The following is a 17114-nucleotide window of genomic DNA, read 5'->3' as shown; positions in this document are numbered from 1 at the left end:
GGTAAGGCGGGTTAGAACCCGCCTTACCACTCACGAGGCCTGGGGCCCGGGTCGATCAGGAGGTGCTGCAGCTGACGCTCGGCCAGTTCCAGTTGCCGTTCGCCATGATGGTGACGCCCCAGTTGTCGCCGTTGCCGTTCGGTTTCGCGATCAGCACCTGGCTGCTCGGCCAGGTGGCGTTGATGTTCCAGGTGGCGCTGATCCGCGCGGGGCTGGGCACGTTCATCGTGACCGTCCACGAGGAGGAGCCGCTGACCGAGACGTTGAGGTTGTACCGGTCACCCCACCGCTGCCCCGCCGAAAGCGTGGCGGTGCAGTTGCCCCCGCCCGGTGTCGTGGTCGTGGTGGTCGGGGTCGTCGTCGTGGTGTCCGTCGGGGTGGTCGTGGGTGTCGTCGGGGTCGTCGTCGGGCCGGGACCGGCGGCGTTGAGGGCGTTCAGCACCGAGGTGTAGGCCGCCTTCTTGTTGCCGTTGCCGTCGAACAGCAGCGGGCTTTCGTTGGACCGCCACGAATCGCTGTCCCGCACGCCCCACACGGTGATGCCGACGCAGCGCGCGACGTTCATGCACGCCTGGGTCAGCGCCGAGTACTGCCCGGTGTTCGAGTTCGTGACGTCGACCTCGGTCAGCGCGACGTCGACGCCGAGCGCCGCGAAGCTGGAGATCGTCTGCTGGAAGTTGCCCGGCACCGAGCTGCCGCCGGTGAAGTGGGCCTGCAGGCCCACGCAGTCGATCGGCACGCCGCGGGACTTGAAGTCCTGCACCATCCGGTAGACGCCCTGGGTCTTGCCGTAGCTCCAGTTGTCGATGTTGTAGTCGTTGTAGCAGAGCTTGGTCGACGGGTCGGCCGCGCGCGCGGTCCGGAAGGCGACCTCGATCCAGTCGTTGCCGGTGCTCTGCAGGTTCGACGACCGGCGGCTGCCGTCCTCGTTGAACGCCTCGTTGACGACGTCCCAGTAGGCGAGCTTGCCCTGGTAGTGGGCCATCACCTTCTGGATATGGTTGATCATCGCGTTGCGGAGGTTGCTGCCGCCCATGTTCTGCATCCAGCCCGGTTGCTGCGCGTGCCAGGCGAGGGTGTGGCCGCGGACCTTCGAGCCGTGGCTGACCGCCCAGTTGTAGATCTGGTCGCCCGCCGAGAAGTTGAACTGGTTCTGGTTCGGCTCGGTCGCGTCCGGCTTCATCTCGTTCTCGGCCGTCACCATGTTGAACTCGCGGGCCGCGATGGTGGTGTAGGCCGAGTTGCCGAGCCGGCTGCCGGCGATCGCCGTGCCGAAGTACCGGCCGGACTGCGCGGCCGCGGCGCCCAGCGTGCTGGCCGCGGCGTCCGCGCCGGGCGCGGTCACCAGAACGGTTGCGGTCGCGGCGACACTCGCCACGCCCGCCAGCACTCGCGTGGTCGTCGACCGCCACCAGCGCCTGCGGCGCAGGTCCGACGAACTTTCCGCCATCCGTGGTCTCCTTCGGTGAAGTTCCCCCGTTGCCAGCAGCAGAGCACGCCACCGAAGGGCCACGCAAAAAGTTTCGATCGACTTTCGACGCCACGCGTCTCGCCCCGGCTGAGACGGCGAAAGTTTCGGGCACCCCCGAAGCCGGTTTTGAGCTGGCGAAATCCGGTCGCCGGGTCCTGGTCCAGGCGCACAACCACGGTCGCCGCCGGACGTCTTTCAGGGAGTGATCATCGCAGCGATCCGGGAGGACGTGCCGCCGCGGGCCGGCGCGCGTCCTCCCGGCCGCCGGTGGCGGTGGCTGCTCCCGCTCGCGGTGTTCGCGCTGCTGGCCGAGATGGCGATCGCGATGGTCACCACGGCCGTCGAGCAGACCCCGACCATCGACGAGCCGGTCTACGTCGGCGCGGCGGTCTTTTCGCTGGAGCACGACAGCCTCCGGTACAACCCCGAGCACCCGCCGCTGGGGAAGCTCGTCATCGCGACCGGGCTCGCCTTCGCGGACGTGCACGTCGACGCCGGTTTCGCCGGCGACCAGACCCGGCTCGGCCGGTACGTGCTGTACGAGTCGGGCCACGACGCGGGCCGGCTGCTGCTGCTCGCCCGGTTGCCGGTCATCGTGCTGACGCTGCTCTTCGGGCTGGTCGTGTTCCTGTTCGCCCGCGATCTGGCCGGCCCGCCCGGCGGTGTCGTGGCGCTGGCGCTGTATGCGCTTTCTCCCGACCTGATCGCGCACGGGTCTTTGGCGACCCTCGACGTGCCGGTGGCCGGTTTTCTGGTGACGTCGGCCTGGCTGCTGTGGCGCGCCCGGAAGCGTCCCTGGCGCTATCTTCCGTTGGCGGGACTGGCCTTGGGCGCGGCGGTGGCCACGAAGATGAGTGCCCTGGCCGCGGTTCCGGTGGCGCTGCTCCTGGCCGCGCTGTCGGCTTGGTACGCCTATGGTCCACAACGGACAGTCAGGCGTCTGGGCGCCGGCGTGGTGGCGGCCTTCGGCGTCGGGCTGATCGCGATCGCCGTCGTGTGGATTTCGTACCTCGTCGTCGATCCGCAGCTGCGCTGGACACCGCCACCGGACCTGCCCGCGGTCGAAGGCCTGCGGTCGCTCGCCGATCTGCTGCCGCTGCCACAGCCGTACCTCGACGGCATGCGCGTCCAGTTCGGCTTCGAAGACCAGGTGTGGACGACCTTCCTGTTCGGCAGCGTGCACGCCGGTGCGCTGTGGTACTACCTCCCGGCCGCGCTGCTGGTGAAGACCCCGCTGGGCGCGCTGGCCCTCTGGACGGCCGGCGCCGTCGCGATGGTGGCGGTCCCCCGGCTGCGCCCGGCGGCACCGTACGTCCTGCTTCCCGCGGCCGTGCTGCTGGCCGCGGCGATGACGGGCAGCCGCGACCTCGGCGTCCGGTACGCGCTCTTCATGCCGATGTTCCTGGCCGTCGCAGCGGCCGGCGTGGTCACCGTCCGCCGCCGGTGGGCGCCGGTCGCCGTGGCCGCCCTGGTCGCGTTCACGGCGATCAGCTCGCTGCGGACGTTCCCCTACTACCTGCCGTACGCGAACGAGGCCTTCGGCGGCCCGGCCCGGACCCACCGGCAGCTGCACGACTCGAACGTCGACTGGGGCCAGGACCTGGGCCGGCTGGCCGAGCGCCTGAAACAGCGCTACCCGGGTGAACGGGTGTGGCTGGTCTACAAGGGCAGCGGCGTGCCGTCGTCCTACGGCATCGAGGCGGCCGACCCCCTGGCCGTGCCCCCGGACGCGGTGCACGGCCTGCTGGTGGTATCGGATTCGGCCATCGCCAAGGCGGACGACCGCCTGGGATTCCTGCTGCGCACGAGCACCCCGCTCGACGACGTCGGGCACTCGATCACGATCCACCGCCGACCGTGAGCCGCCCGCCGAGCGTCTCCGGCATGATGATCGGGTGTCCCGAAGAGAGCTCCGCCTCGGACAGGTCTGGCTGATCGGCGTTCCGCTCAACCTGCTGCTGGCCATCCCCTGCGCCTACCCGGTCGCGCTGGGGCTGTTCGCGGTGCAGATCCTCGCGGGTGAGCTCGGTCTGGCCGAGGTCGCGGCCGAGTCCGGCGAAGCGGGGATCAAGATCGTGATCGGCCTGGTCCTGTTCCTGTTCGCCGTGCTCGTGGTGTTCGGCTTGAACGCCTTGTTCGCCTTCCGGGCCCCTGGCCTCGGGGTGGCCCGCTATTGGCTCGCGGTGGCCCTGCTGATCGTCGTCCCCGACGTCCTCTACTGGACCGTCATCCGCTAGGGCGCGGGCGGCCACACCCTCCACTTCGGACACCGTGGCCCGGCCGCGGGCGATCAGGTACGCCACGATATGGGCGGCCCGCAAGCCACTCGACCGGCTGCGCGCCGGACGGGTCCGGGGCCGAGCTGTCCCCCGGCCCGGCGCGCTCACATGTTCATGATGGGCAGCTGAGCGTCCGTTCTCGCCAGCCTGGCGAGGAACTGCTCGGGGCGGTCGGTCACCGGACGCAGCGCCTCCACCGCTTTCGCCCGCTGTCCCAATCCCGACCACACCACCGCCACGGCGAGCCCCAGGCCGTTGGCCACGTGGGGGCAACGCTGTCTCGCCAGCCGCAAGGCGGCGAGGCACTCCTGCAGGGCCTCGTCGTGGCGTTCGGTGCGGCTCAGCGCCATCGCCCGGTTCGCCAGCAGCATCACCCGCACGATCGGCGTGTCCTCGGTCTCGAGCTGGCGCGCCATGAGCTCGGCCGCCGCCGCGAACTCGCTCGTGCGGAACGCGGCCGCCCAGCCGGTGCGGTCGCTCAGCTGGATCAGGTCGATGACGCGCCCCTCCTCCGGCCACTCCGCCCGGTAGCCGAGGCGGAAGCTCTGCCACCCGTCCGGCTCCAGCGCCGGGAGCAGCGGGCGGATGTCCGTCGCGCACTGCTCCGCGCTCGGCCGGCAGTGCAGGAACACCGGCCGCGGGTCGTGCACCAGCGCCGTGCCGTCGCGGTCGAACAGCCAGTTCCCGCGGTGGGCGTCGCCGTGCAGGACGTTGCGGGAGTGCATCTTGGCGAGCGTGGTGCCGATCGCGAAGCCGTCCGGTTCGAGCGGCTGCGCTTCGGTCACCCACAGGTGCCGGAACTCGCGGTAGTCCGTCACCACCGGCTGGGCCTCACAGGGAACCGGCACGCTCTCGGCGTACGAGCAGAGGAAGCGGATGCTCTCGCGCCGGCCCACCACGAGCGGGTAGCGCGGGCCGCCCTCTCCGGTCAGGCTCGACAGCGGCACCGCCGCGCACTCCCCGATCGACTCCACGACGTCCCGCGGCCACTGGTCGAGGGTGCGCTCGCGCGGGATCTCCTCGCGCAGGAGCACGATCTCGCCGCGCTCCACCAGTTCGCGCACCGGCAGCAGGTCGGTGCCGGTGACCTCGGTCGCCTCGACGGACGCCGCGCCGAGTTCGAGCAGGAACGTCACCGCCCCAGCATAGGATGGACGGCGTGGCCGAAACCGGGGAAAACGTGGCGCTGGTGACCCAGACCCTGGTCGCCAACGCCAGCAGCGTCCTGAGCCGTCCGGAAACCTTGAGCCTGCCGCTGTTCCTCGACCTCTGCGCGCTCTGCGAAGCGGTGGTGCTCCTCGACCGCCTGGAAGCGCTGGGCGCGGCGGACGACCACGTCAACGTCCTGGGCCGGCGGCTCGGCGAGGAAGGGCTCTACCGCACGTTCCGGCCGGCGCTGTCCCCCGAGGAGCTGCGGCGCGTCATGTTGCGGCTGCCGGACGAGCTCGCGAAACGCATCACCCTCGACGCCGGCGGCCCCGAGCACACCGCCGACGCGTCCGGCGCGCTGCCCGGCCTGGACTACACGACCGGGCTGAACAACCTCCTCGCCCAGGTCGACGCGCTCGGCGGGTACGCCAGCAGCCGTGACGGCTCGGTCAAGGAGCGGCTGTACCGCGGCAACGGCTACCTCATCGTGGCCGCCGCGCACGGCCTGGACTACTTCCCGGACTTCGACCGGGTGCCGTTCGTGGCGGGCACGCTGCAGAAGACCTACCGCTCGCTGCCGCGCCGGCTGTACGACGAGGTCAGCGAATCGCTCGACGAGCCGCTCAACGGCGGCGACCTCGTCGCCGAGTGGACGGCGATGTCGACCATCCCGATCCCGCCGATCAGCGCACTGGTGCTCTCGCGCGCGGCTTCGCTCGGCGACGTCCCGGAACAGTTGCTGCGCGTGCGCGACGAATTCCGCCGCTATCGGCGCTATTTCGGCGAATTCAAGGCCGATCTGCGCAACGCCGACACGATCCGGGAGCGCCGGAAGCTGCTGGCCAGGTACCAGGCCCTGCTGGCCGAAGCGAGCGGTCCCGACCGCGAAACCGTGTCACTGACCGAGATGCTGAACCTGACGGAGAAGGCCGTGAAGGCCGCGGCCGGCCCGGCACTGCCGACGAGCTACGGCGCCCTGCTGGTGACGCAGCCGGTGGACTGGATCCGCCGCTGGTGGCAGCGGCGCCCGCTGGCCATCCTGTTCCGGCTGGACAGCAAGCTGCCGCGGCTGTCGGAGTACCGGGACCTGGTCGGCAAGCTGTGGGGCGAGGAGGCGGGCCGGCTGCTGCTCGGCCAGGTCCCCGGCCACGGCGCCCGGCTGCGCGCCCTGATGGCCGACGCCGAACCGGCCTGACCACGGCCGGCGGGTGAAACTTTCAGCCGCGCCCGGGCTCCCGCCAGCGGTGACGCCGCTCCGGCCGTGAATTGCTTGCCAGAACCGGATTCCTTGCGAACGATGGTCACGGACCAGCCTGCGAACCGGCGGTTCCCCCCGCCCGGCGACGCCCCGGAGCACCCCGCCCATCGACTTCTGCGACGGAGATCCGATGTCCCTGCGCTTCCCCGGCCGGCGGAGACTGACCGCCGTGCCCCTGCTCGCGTTGGCCGCGGCCACGCTCGTCCCCATCGCGGAGGCGGCCCCCGCCCAGCCCGGCACCCTGCCGGTCTACCGCGACACCCACTACAGCTTCGCCGAACGGGCCGCCGACCTGGTCGCCCGCATGACGCTGCCCGAGAAGGTCCTGCAGCTGCGCACCAACAGCGCCCCCGCCATCCCGCGGCTCGGCGTCCAGCAGTACACCTACTGGAGCGAAGGCCAGCACGGCCTCAACACCCTCGGCGCGAACACCAACGCGGGCACGGTCACCGGCGGGGTGCACGCCACGAGCTTCCCGACCAACCTCGCCAGCACGATGTCCTGGGACCCGGACCTGATCCACCAGGAGACCACGGCGATCTCCGACGAGGCCCGCGGCATGCTGGACAAGTCGCTGTGGGGCGTCGGGCAGAACAACATCGGCCCGGACAAGAACAACTACGGCTCCCTGACCTACTGGGCCCCGACGGTCAACCTCGACCGCGACCCGCGGTGGGGCCGCACCGACGAAGGCTTCGGCGAGGACCCCTACCTGGTGGCGAAGATGGCCGGCGCGTTCGTCAACGGCTACCAGGGCCAGACGCCGTCCGGGAAGCCGGCGACACCGTACCTCAAGGTCGCCGCGACCGCCAAGCACTACGCGCTCAACGACGTCGAGAACGACCGGCACGCGGACTCCTCGGACACCACCGAGACCAACATCCGCGACTACTACACCCGGCAGTTCCGGCACCTGATCCAGGACGCGCACGTCGCCGGCCTGATGACGTCGTACAACGCGATCAACGGCACGCCGGCGCCGGCCGACACCTACACGGCGAACGCCATCGCCCAGCGCACCTACGGCTTCGACGGCTACATCACCTCCGACTGCGGCGCGGTCGGCGACGTCTACGCAGCGGGCAGCCACAACTGGGCGCCGCCCGGCTGGACCACGACCACCGCCGGGGCGGCGACGCAGTGGACGAACACCGCCACCGGCCAGAAGGTGTCCGGTGCCGCGGGCGGCCAGGCGTACGCCCTGCGCGCCGGCACGCAGCTCAACTGCACCGGCTCGGAAGCCACCGTGGCCAACATCCAGGAGGCCATCAAGGCCGGGGTGCTGTCCGAAGGCGTGCTCGACACCGCGCTGGTGCACGTGTTCACCATCCGCATGCAGACCGGCGAGTTCGACCCGCCGGACCGGGTGGCCTACACGAAGATCACCAAGGACGTCATCCAGAGCGCCGAGCACCAGGCGCTGGCCGCGAAGGTCGCCGCGAACTCGCTGGTCCTGCTGAGGAACGACCCGGTCGCCGGCGCGGGCGCGCCGCTGCTGCCCGCCGACCCGGCGAAGCTCGGCAGCGTGGTGGTCGTCGGCGATCTCGCCAACAAGGTCACCCTCGGCGGCTACTCCGGTGAGCCCGCGCTGCAGGTCAACGCCGTGCAGGGCATCACGACCGCGGTCAAGGCCGCCCGCCCGGACGCCACGGTCACGTTCGACGCGTGCGGCACGTCCACCGGCACGACCACGGCGGCGAGCTGCTCGGCGGCGACCCTGGCGGCGATGAAGACGGCCGATCTGGTCGTGGTGTTCGCCGGGACCGACGGGAACGTCGCCACCGAAGGCCGGGACCGCACCACCATCGCCATGCCCGGCAACTACGACTCGCTGATCGACCAGGTCAAGGCGGCCGGCAACCCGCGGACCGCGCTGGCCGTCCAGGCCGGCGGCGCCGTGTCGCTCGGCCACGCCGCCGGGATCCCGGGCGTCGTGTTCAGCTCGTACAACGGCGAAAGCCAGGGCACCGCGCTCGCCGACGTCCTGTTCGGCAAGCAGAACCCCAGCGGCCACCTGAACTTCACCTGGTACACCGACGACGCGCAGCTGCCGGCCATGAAGAACTACGGCCTGACGCCGTCGCAGACCGGCGGCCTCGGCCGCACCTACCAGTACTTCACCGGCACCCCGGCCTACCCGTTCGGCTACGGCCTCTCCTACACGAAGTTCGCCTACTCCCGCGTGCACGCCGACACCAAGTCCGTCGACGCCAACGGGCAGGTGACGGTGCACGCCGACGTCACGAACACCGGCACCACGCCCGGCGCCAGCGTCGCCCAGCTGTACGCGGCCACGGCGTTCGACGTCCCCGGTGTCGAACTGCCGCGCCAGCGCCTGGCCGGGTTCAAGAAGACGAACGTACTGGCGCCGGGCCAGACCCAGCACGTGACCTTCCCGGTGCGGATCAGCGATCTTTCCTTCTGGGACGAAGGAAAGCGCCGCGAAGTGGTGTACCCCGGCGCCTACCGGTTCGGCGTCGGCACCGACTCCGGCCACCTCGCCGGCACCGCCTCGGTCGCCGTCAAGGGCGCCCTGGCGCCGAAGACGAAGTACGTGACCGTGCAGCCCGGCCAGGTCGTGTTCACCCCGGGCCAGCGCCTCGACCTGACGGCGAAGAACCCGTGGATCGCCGACGTCACCGCTCAGGCCGACCAGCACACGCCGGCCGACCACGTCGTCGAGGCGGTGCACGACGACCAGTCGTTCGTCGACCTGTCCCGGGCCCGGATCGGGTACCGCAGCAGCGATCCGCGGGTCGCCCAGGTGAGCCGGACCGGCCGGGTGACCATGGTGGCGCCCGGCGTCGCGACGATCAGCGTCACGGTCGACGGCGTCACCGGCACCACGCCGGTGGTGGTCGAGCAGCCGTTCACGCTCAGCGCACCGGCGCAGGTGACGGCGGGGACGACGTACACCGCCGCCACCACCCTGCCCAACCCGGCGGGTGCCCGGCCGCTGCGTGACGTGGCCCTGACGCTCAGCGTGCCGGCCGGCTGGACCGCGAAGGCCACCTCGCCGTCCACCTTCGCCACCGTGCCCGCCGGGCAGACCGTCAGCACCGCCTGGGAGATCGCCGTGCCGGAGTCGGCGCAGCCCGGCAAGTTCGACGTCTCGGCGCAGGCCACGTTCACCTCGGCCAACGGCCGCGGCACGGCGGTGGACGCGACCACCGTGCTGCTGCCCCACCCGCCGTACCCGTCGCTGGCCGCGGCCCGCAACAACGTGGGCATCAGCGACGACGCCACCCCCGGCGCGGGCAACTTCGACGGCGGCAACGCCAGCTTCTCCGCGCAGGCACTGGCCGCGGCGACGCCCAGCCTGACACCGGGGGCGACGTTCACCCACAACGGGCTGACGTTCACCTGGCCGGACGCCCAGCCGGGCAGCCCGGACAACGTGGTCGCGGGCAGCTCGGCCGGCGGGCAGACCATCGCGCTCTCGGGCTCCGGGACCACGCTGGGCCTGATCGGCGCGGGCGACTACGGCAGCCCGAGCGGAACGGCGACGGTGACCTACACCGACGGGACGACCGAGTCCCACTCGGTGAGTTTCGCGGACTGGTGGTCCAACGCGGCCACCGGCGGCGACATCCTCACCACGCTGCCCTACCTCAACAACAGCAACGGACGGCTGGACCAGCGGGTGAGCCTGTACTACGCCCCGATCCCGCTGCAGCCGGGGAAGACGGTGCAGTACCTGACCCTGCCGGACGTCAGCGACGGCGCGAACATGGGCACCGCGGCGATGCACATCTTCTCCGTCGCCATCGGCTGACCGCCGTCGTGAGTGGTAATGAGGGTTAGAACCCTCATTACCACTCACGACGCGCTCAGCGGGTGCAGACGAAACTCGCGGCGCTGTCGGGAGCACCCGAGCGGTACCGGGGCCAGCCCGGGTAGGCGCACAGCGGCCGCGTGCGCTGGTGGGCCAGGTCGGTGACGACCTGGTCCACCGGCGCGCGGCCGGTGCCCGCCCACTGCTCGAGCGCCGTGAGCGAATCCCAGCCGGCCGCGAACGCCGGGGTCCCGAAGTTGGCGTGGTTGGCGCCGGGCACGACGTAGTACCGCAGGAACGCGTCGGTCACCCGCGGGCCCGCCACGGCACGGACCCGCGAGTAGTAGTCGCTCGTCGAGTACGGCGAGACCAGCTCGTCCGCGGCGCCGTGCAGCAGGATCAGCTTGCCGCCCGCGCGGGCGAACGGGCGCAGGTCCGCGTTGTTGCGGTCCTCGATCTTCGACAGGGCGCTGATCCGGGCGAGCCACTTGCCGGGGTGCCGGGGATCGATGTCCAGGGCGTTCTGCCCCGGATCGCGGGTGAGGAAGTACTTGACCCACTGGTCCCAGTACTGCATGCCGTAGCCGCTGGTCACCGGCATCGGGTCGGCCGGTGCGGTGGTGCCGAAGCCGAGGAACGGCGTCCGCATGTCCGCGCCGGCAAGGAACGGGAAGCCGGGGTACTGCGTTTCGCCGCTGGCGATCCGGTACGGCCACCGGAACGGCGACGACATGGCCGTCACCGCCCCGATCTGGGCGTCCGACAGGCACGCCGGGCCGGTGTCGGCCCCGCCCGGGCAGCGCAGCACGCGCGGATCGAAGCGGCAGCCCGGGTTCGAGACCACGCCGTCGGCGACACCGTCCCGGCTGTCACAGGCCCTGATGACGCTGTCGTAGAGAAGCTTCTGCTTCACCGGATCGGGAAAAGCGCCCGGCCGTGACAGGACCTGCGTGAGGTAGCCCAGGTCCAGGATCTCGGCCAGGTTGTTCCAGGCCGGGTAGGCGGAAATGACGCCGTCGAACGCGGCCGGCCACCGCTGGGCGACGACCAGCGCCTCCCGGCCGCCGGTCGACCCGCCGACGAAGAAGACTTCGGCAGGTGCCGCCGCGTAGGCGCGGTTGATGAGGAACAGGCTCGCGTCCCGCGTCTTCTTCAACGCGTCGCCGGCGGCGAAGTTGGTCAAGGCCTCGTCGTTCACGCCGAACGACCCGTCCAGGGACGGCGGGCGCGCCGGGTCCTGCTGGTGGCCGGAATCGTTCGCGAAGGTCGCATAGCCCCGGGCCAGCGGCGTCGGCCGGTCGGCGGGGCCGAACGGCACGTTGGCCGCCACGTCGGGGATGGTGCCGTTGTACCCGCCACCGCCGAACATCAGCGCCTTGTGGTTCCACGCACCGGGCAGGGCGACCCGCAGTTTGATGGCCGGCGCGGCCGGATCGACCGGGTACAGGTCGGCGTCGACCCGGCAGGCGGCACCCGCCACGGCGGCGGCCGTGACCAGCCCGCCGCTCGTGGGCAGGCTGATGACCGACGCCGGGATCCGCAGCCCGGCGAGCCCGGCGCACTCCGGCGCGGCCGGAGACGCCAGCGCGGGGCCGGGGACGCTCGCCGTCAGCGCCACGACGGCCGCCACCACCGTCTTCCTCATCGCGCGGCCGCCTGGTGCAGGTGCGCGCCCGGGACGGCGTCCGGATCGGCCCGGACCTCGGGCGGGTTCGTCTCGGGCAGGAACCACGCACTGACGAAGGTGATCAGCCCCATCAGCGTGATGTAGACGGCGACCGGCCAGGTGCTCCCGGCCTCCGCGATCAGCGCCGTCATCAGGAACGGCGTTCCCCCGCTGACGACGATCGCGGACAGCTGGTAGGCCAGCGACGCGCCCGAGTAGCGGACGTTCGGCGCGAAGAGCTCGCCGAGGAAGCTCGCGATCGGGCCGTAGGTGAGGCACTGGAACACGAAGCCCACCGCGACCGCGACGAAGATCAGCGGCAGCGACGCGGTCCCGACGAGCCCGAAGTACGGGAACGCCCAGACGGCCACGCCCAGCCCGCCGATCAGGATCAGCGGGCGGCGGCCCACCTTGTCCGAGAGGTGCCCGGACCACGGGATCGTCGCGAGCATCGCCGCGGAACTGAGCAGCACCACCGCGAGCAGCGAGTCGCGCTGGAGCTTGAGCGTGCCGGTGCCGTAGCTCAGCAGCCCGGAAATGCTGACGTAGAACAGGCTGTTGGTGGCCGACAGCAGCCCGCAGCCGAGCAGGATGGTGCCCCACTTGCTGCGCAGGACCTGGGCGAGCGGCGCCCGGACGACCGGGCCTTCCTGGTCCGCCACGGCTTCCTGCAGCTGCCGGAACTCCGGGGTGTCCTCCACTTTGGCCTGGATGTAGAGGACCACGCCGAACATCACGACGCTGAGCAGGAACGGGATCCGCCAGCCCCAGCTGAGGAAAGCCGCGTCCGGCATCAGGCCGCTGGCCGCGACGAAGATCAGGTTGGACAGGATGACGGCCACCGGCACGCTGGTCTGCCCGAACGTCCCGGCGAAGCCGCGCCGCTTGGGACTGGCCGATTCGGTGAGCAGCAGGACGATGCCGCCCCACTGCCCGCCGGCCGCGAGGCCCTGGACGAACCGCAGGATGACCAGCAGGGTCGGGGCGAGCGCGCCGACGCTGGCCGCGCTGGGCAGGCAGCCGATCAGGAAGGTCGCGGCCCCCATCAGCGCGAGGCAGGCGACGACCACCGGCTTGCGCCCGTACTTGTCGCCGAGGTGCCCGGCGAGCACGCCGCCGACCGGCCGGGCCACGAACCCGGCCCAGAACGTGCTGAAGGCCAGCAGGGTCCCGGTCAGCGCCGAGGAGTGCGGGAAGAACACCTTCGGGAACACCAGCGCGGCGGCGGTGCCGTAGAGGAAGAAGTCGTACCACTCGATCGAGCTGCCGATGAGCCCGGCGGCGAGCAGTTTGCGGAAGCCCCGGCGCGGGGCGGCGGGCACCCCGGTGCCGGACTGCCCTTCGGGCTGGGTGAGCGGAATGGCCATGGGTGCCGCCTTCGTCGAGGAGGTCAGGCAGGTGCTGGCGGTGATGGTAGGGCGCGGTTACGCTGCCGGCTGAGGTGTGGACCACCCACTCCTCCCGCCGCAGCGGTGGGTCTTTCGCCCACCCCGATGCCGAGGAGGGCGACCCCGTGACCAGTGCGGCGGAACCGCGCCGGCAGCGCGAACTGGCGTCGTTGTACGCCACCGTCAAGTCGCTCACCGCGCTGGGCGAGCTCGACGAGGTGCTGCAGTCGATCGTGCACCACGCCCACGACCTGATCGGCACCGACTTCACCTACCTGTCGCTGGTCGGCGCGGACGGCCGGCTGTCGGCCCGCGCGTCGGAAGGCACGATCTCCGCGGAGTTCCTCGCGGCGACCATCCCGGCCACGGTCGGGCTCGGCGGCAAGGTGCTGGCCTCCAAGAGCCCGCACTGGGTGCGCGACTACGCCACCTCGACGCGCATCCAGCACGACGCGAACTTCGATCGCCTGGTCGTCACCGAGGACCTGGTCGCGCTGCTCGGCGTGCCGCTGGTGATCCGCGGTGAAGCCGTCGGCGCGCTGTTCGCCGCGGACCGCTCCGAACGGTCGTTCCAAGCCGAGGAAATCGCGCTGCTGAACGCGTTCGCCGACCACGCCGCGGTCGCCCTCGACAACGCCCGGCTCTACGAGGAGAGCCGGACCGCGTTGCGGGAACTGCGGGTCGCCTACGGGAAGATCGAACGGGCGCAGGCGATCCACGAAGCCCTGACCGGCGTCGTGCTGGACGGCGGGACCCCGGCCGACGTCGCCCAGCACCTCGCCGACCAGCTCGGCGGCAGTGTCACGCTGCTCGGCCGGACCAGCAGTCCACTGAGGACGGACCTGGCCGGGGCGGTCGAGGACGCCCGCCGCACCGGCCGCTGCACGACGTCGCCCGGCGCCGACGGGACCGACCGCAGCGTGGCGGCCGTGCAGGCGGGCGACAGCTACCTCGGCGCGCTCGTGTGGAGCCGGCCGTCGGGCACCGGCGACGACACGGACCTGCGGACGCTCGAACGCGCCACGCACATCCTGGGGCTGCTCATCCTCAAGGAGCAGGCCGTCGCCGAGGCCGGCGAGCGGCTGAGCGGGGAGCTGCTGACCGAGCTCATGGTCGGCAGCCCCGGCATCGGCCCGGCCCAGCGCGCCCGCGCCCGGGCCCGCGCCATCGACGTCGACCGCCTGGACCTGGTCCTGGTCGCGGACTCCCCCGCGGTGCCGCCGGGCGACCTCGCGCGGCACCTGCACGACATCGCCCGGGACCGCGCCGGGCTGGCCGGCGAGCACTTCGGCCGGGCCACGATGATCCTGCCCGGTGCCGACGCCGAGGCCACCGTCGCGGACGTCCACACGAGACTGCGGCGGACGCTGGGCGGTCCGGTCGTCGTCGTCGGCGAACGCGCGAGCGGCCACGACTGGGCCCGGGCGCAGTCGCTGGCCGGCCGCTGCGGCGCCGTCATGCGCGCGCTCGGGCACACCGACGGCGGCGCCACCACGAGCCAGTACGCCTTGTACGCCATGGTGTTCGACCCCGAGCGGGCCGGCGAGCTCGACCGGTTCCTGGCCGGCTCGATCGGCGCGCTCCTGGAGTACGACCGGCGGCGGGGCACCGATCTGGTCGGCACGCTCAGCGCGTACTACGTCCACCGCGCCAACGTCGCGGCGACCGCCCGCGCGCTGCACCTGCACGCCAACACCCTGCTCAAGCGCCTGGACCGGGCCGCCGCGGTGCTCGGCTCCGACTGGCGCCACGAAAACGACCTGGAACTGCAGCTCGGCCTGCGGCTGCACCAGCTCCGGGCGGTCACGTCCTGAGCGGTCAGCCGACCCGCACCGAATCGCGCAGGGCGGTCTTCGAGATCTTGCCGGTGCCGGTCTTGGGCAACGCGGGCACGAACACGACTTCGTCGGGCAGCCACCACTTCGCGACCATCGGCGTGATGTGCTCGAGGAGCTCGTCGGCCGAGGTTTCGCCGCCCTCGCGCAGCACCACGTACGCCACCGGGCGTTCCATCCACCGCGGGTCCGGGCGGGCGATCACCGCCGCTTCGACGACGTCCGGGTGCGAAGTGATCGCGCTTTCGAGTTCGACCGAGGAGATCCACTCGCCACCGGACTTGATCAGGTCCTTCATCCGGTCCACCAGCCGCAGGTAGCCCTCGGCGTCGATGGTGGCCAGGTCGCCGGTGCGCAGCCAGCCGTCCGCGGTGAAGCTGCCGTCGGCGCCCACCCGGTAGTAGCCGCCCGCCACCCACGGGCCCGCGACCTGCAGCTCGCCGACGGCGTCGCCGTCCCGCGGCAGCTCCCGCCCGGTTTCGACGTCGACGATCCGGACGTTGACCAGCGGCAACGGCTGCCCCTGAGCGGCCCGCACCGCGACCTGGTCCGCCGCGGGCGCGTCCCGGTGCTGGGTGCGGGTGCCGCCGATGGCCCCGACCGGGCTGATCTCGGTCATCCCCCAGGAGTGCGTGATGGGCACCCCGATCGCGGCGCGGTAGGTCTCCGACAGCGCCGGCGGGACGGCCGACCCGCCGCCGAGCAGGAACCGCGTGGCGCTCAGGTCGTGGTCACGCAGCCCGGGCGCCATGCTCGTCCAGACCGTGGGGACGGCCCCGGCGACGGTGACGCGCTCGGCGGCCATCAGCCGCAGCAGGTGGCCGGGGTCCGCGGACGGGCCGGGCAGGACCAGCGCGGCTCCCGTCAGCATCGCGCCGTAGGGCAGGCCCCAGGCGTTGGCGTGGAACATGGGCACGATCGGCAGCACGACGTCGCTTTCGCCGAGGCCGATCAGGCCCGCGGCGAGCGTCCCCAGGCCGTGCAGGACCGTCGAGCGGTGGCTGTAGAGCACGCCCTTGGGCGGCCCGGTCGTCCCGGAGGTGTAACAGAGCCCGGACGCGAGGTGCTCGTCGGCGAGGGTGAAGGAGTCCTCGAACGAGCCGGTGACCGGCGCGGCCGCGGCGACCAGGTCGTCGTAGTGCCGGATGCGGGGATCGTCCGGGATCGGCTCGCCGCTGTCGTCCGGCAGCACGATCCAGTGGCGGACCCGCGGCAGGCGGCCGGCGCTCGGCCAGATCCGCGGCAGCAGCGCGCGGTCGACGAACAGGACGTCGTCCTCGGCGTGCTCGACGATGTACTCGAGGTGCTCCGCCGGCAGCCGGATGTTGATCGGGTGCAGCACCCGCTTGGTCACCGGCACGGCCAGGTAGAGCTCGAGGTGCCGGCGGTGGTTGCTCGCGAAGGTCGCGACCCGCGCGCCGGGCGGGACGCCGAGGGCGTCCAGCGCGGCGGCGAGGCGCCGGGTCCCGACGGCGACCTCGGCGTAGGTGAGCCGCTCGCCCCCGGCCGTGACGACTTCCTTGTGCGCGAAGAGCCGCTCGGCACGCTCCAGGATGTGGGCGATGGTGAGCGGCCGTGGCTGCATCAGCCCGTCCATGGCGCCTCTTCCGGTCCGGTGGCCTGGTCGCGAGTGACTTTAAGAGCGTTCCCGGCCGCGGCAGAGGTGCGAACCGCCCACTCGTCGGGGGTCCCCGGTGGTGATCACCTCCACGCCGGCGGGCCGTTGCCCACCCCGGGCAGCGATGGCGGGATTTTCGGGCAGGCGGGTTCCGGGACCGCCGCCGCAGGAGACGGCGCTGCTAATTTTGCCTGAAGGCCCGACGAAAAGAAGGTCAACAAGTGGCAAACCCGCTGGTGGCTGAGACCAAGGACTCGACGAAGGCGTACTCGGGCATTTCGCTGCTGGAGTCGGCGAACGACCTGAAGTCGGCCATCGAAAGCGGGGACTGGGCCTCGGTCGCCCTCGGGGCCGTCGGGACGGCGCTGGACGCGCTCTCGATGGCAATGGACCCCTTCGGGGCGATCCTCGCCGCCGGGGTCGGCTGGCTGATCGAACACGTCGGACCGCTCAAGGAAGCCCTCAACGGCCTCACCGGCAACGCCGACGAAATCGCCGCGCAGTCGGAGACCTGGAAGAACATCGCGGCCGAACTGGGCAGCATCGGCACCGACCTGACCGGCATGGTCACCACCGACATCTCGTCCTGGACCGGCGCCGCCGCCGACACCTACCGGCAACGCGCCCAAGACACCGTCACGCTCCTGGAGACCGCGCAGAAAGGCTGCGAAGGCG

Annotated in this window: 11 protein-coding genes; 6 read left to right on the top strand and 5 right to left on the bottom strand. The window is 71.8% G+C overall.

Annotated elements, in window-relative coordinates:
* Positions 1-55 precede the first annotated feature (55 nt).
* Positions 56-1450 (bottom strand): endo-1,4-beta-xylanase, encoded by a 1395-nt coding sequence (locus ACWEVN_RS36910; protein ID WP_449684954.1) that lies wholly within the window; start codon positions 1448-1450, stop codon positions 56-58.
* A 223-nt stretch (positions 1451-1673) separates the two neighbouring features.
* On the opposite strand from ACWEVN_RS36910, the gene ACWEVN_RS36905 reads away from it, so the two are divergent.
* A complete protein-coding gene (locus ACWEVN_RS36905) occupies positions 1674-3332 on the top strand; it encodes an ArnT family glycosyltransferase (RefSeq protein WP_452054366.1) in 1659 nt (552 codons plus the stop codon).
* A gap of 34 nt (positions 3333-3366) precedes the next feature.
* Positions 3367-3708: a hypothetical protein gene (locus tag ACWEVN_RS36900; RefSeq protein WP_452054365.1), complete on the top strand. Its 342-nt coding sequence runs from the start codon at positions 3367-3369 to the stop codon at positions 3706-3708.
* A gap of 146 nt (positions 3709-3854) precedes the next feature.
* On the opposite strand, the gene ACWEVN_RS36895 is transcribed toward ACWEVN_RS36900, so the two are convergent.
* A complete protein-coding gene (locus tag ACWEVN_RS36895) occupies positions 3855-4886 on the bottom strand; it encodes a hypothetical protein (protein ID WP_452054364.1) in 1032 nt (343 codons plus the stop codon).
* Between the two features lie 23 nt (positions 4887-4909).
* Here ACWEVN_RS36895 and ACWEVN_RS36890 point away from each other — a divergent pair, with 23 nt between their 5' ends.
* Positions 4910-6094 (top strand): hypothetical protein, encoded by a 1185-nt coding sequence (locus tag ACWEVN_RS36890; RefSeq protein WP_452054363.1) that lies wholly within the window; start codon positions 4910-4912, stop codon positions 6092-6094.
* 193 nt (positions 6095-6287) lie between these two features.
* On the top strand, positions 6288-9932 hold the full coding sequence (locus tag ACWEVN_RS36885; RefSeq protein ID WP_452054362.1) for a glycoside hydrolase family 3 C-terminal domain-containing protein: 3645 nt from the start codon (positions 6288-6290) through the stop codon (positions 9930-9932).
* Between the two features lie 55 nt (positions 9933-9987).
* Here the strand turns inward: ACWEVN_RS36885 and ACWEVN_RS36880 are convergent, their stop codons facing one another.
* Together ACWEVN_RS36880 and ACWEVN_RS36875 are read right to left on the bottom strand one after the other, a co-directional pair.
* On the bottom strand, positions 9988-11577 hold the full coding sequence (locus tag ACWEVN_RS36880) for a tannase/feruloyl esterase family alpha/beta hydrolase (RefSeq protein WP_452054361.1): 1590 nt from the start codon (positions 11575-11577) through the stop codon (positions 9988-9990).
* Positions 11574-12965 carry an MFS transporter gene (locus ACWEVN_RS36875; protein WP_449684947.1) on the bottom strand — a complete coding sequence of 464 codons (1392 nt, stop codon included), beginning with the start codon at positions 12963-12965 and terminating at the stop codon, positions 11574-11576. The genes ACWEVN_RS36880 and ACWEVN_RS36875 overlap by 4 nt, the downstream gene beginning before the upstream one ends.
* Positions 12966-13111: 146 nt before the next feature.
* On the opposite strand from ACWEVN_RS36875, the gene ACWEVN_RS36870 reads away from it, so the two are divergent.
* Positions 13112-14800, top strand: a complete 1689-nt coding sequence (locus tag ACWEVN_RS36870) for a helix-turn-helix domain-containing protein (RefSeq protein WP_449684946.1) — start codon at positions 13112-13114, stop codon at positions 14798-14800.
* Positions 14801-14804: 4 nt separating this feature from the next.
* Here the strand turns inward: ACWEVN_RS36870 and ACWEVN_RS36865 are convergent, their stop codons facing one another.
* Complete coding sequence (locus tag ACWEVN_RS36865) at positions 14805-16418, bottom strand: long-chain fatty acid--CoA ligase (protein WP_452054360.1); 1614 nt, start codon at positions 16416-16418, stop codon at positions 14805-14807.
* 242 nt (positions 16419-16660) lie between these two features.
* Between ACWEVN_RS36865 and ACWEVN_RS36860 the strand changes: the two genes are divergently transcribed.
* On the top strand, positions 16661-17114 hold a 454-nt coding region (locus ACWEVN_RS36860; RefSeq protein ID WP_452054359.1), incomplete at its 3' end, for a WXG100 family type VII secretion target.

This window comes from Amycolatopsis sp. NPDC003861 (genome assembly GCF_053605405.1).
The sequence above is the reverse complement of the archived record's forward strand: the minus strand, read 5'-3'. Positions and strand labels throughout refer to the sequence as shown.

What these genes read in the sequence shown, in the direction of transcription:
- ACWEVN_RS36910 (WP_449684954.1), bottom strand. Translation starts at nt 1,450, where the DNA reads ATGGCGGAAAGTTCGTCGGACCTGCGCCGCAGGCGCTGGTGGCGGTCG.
- ACWEVN_RS36885 (WP_452054362.1), top strand. Translation starts at nt 6,288, where the DNA reads ATGTCCCTGCGCTTCCCCGGCCGGCGGAGACTGACCGCCGTGCCCCTG.
- ACWEVN_RS36880 (WP_452054361.1), bottom strand. Translation starts at nt 11,577, where the DNA reads ATGAGGAAGACGGTGGTGGCGGCCGTCGTGGCGCTGACGGCGAGCGTC.
- ACWEVN_RS36875 (WP_449684947.1), bottom strand. Translation starts at nt 12,965, where the DNA reads ATGGCCATTCCGCTCACCCAGCCCGAAGGGCAGTCCGGCACCGGGGTG.
- ACWEVN_RS36865 (WP_452054360.1), bottom strand. Translation starts at nt 16,418, where the DNA reads ATGGACGGGCTGATGCAGCCACGGCCGCTCACCATCGCCCACATCCTG.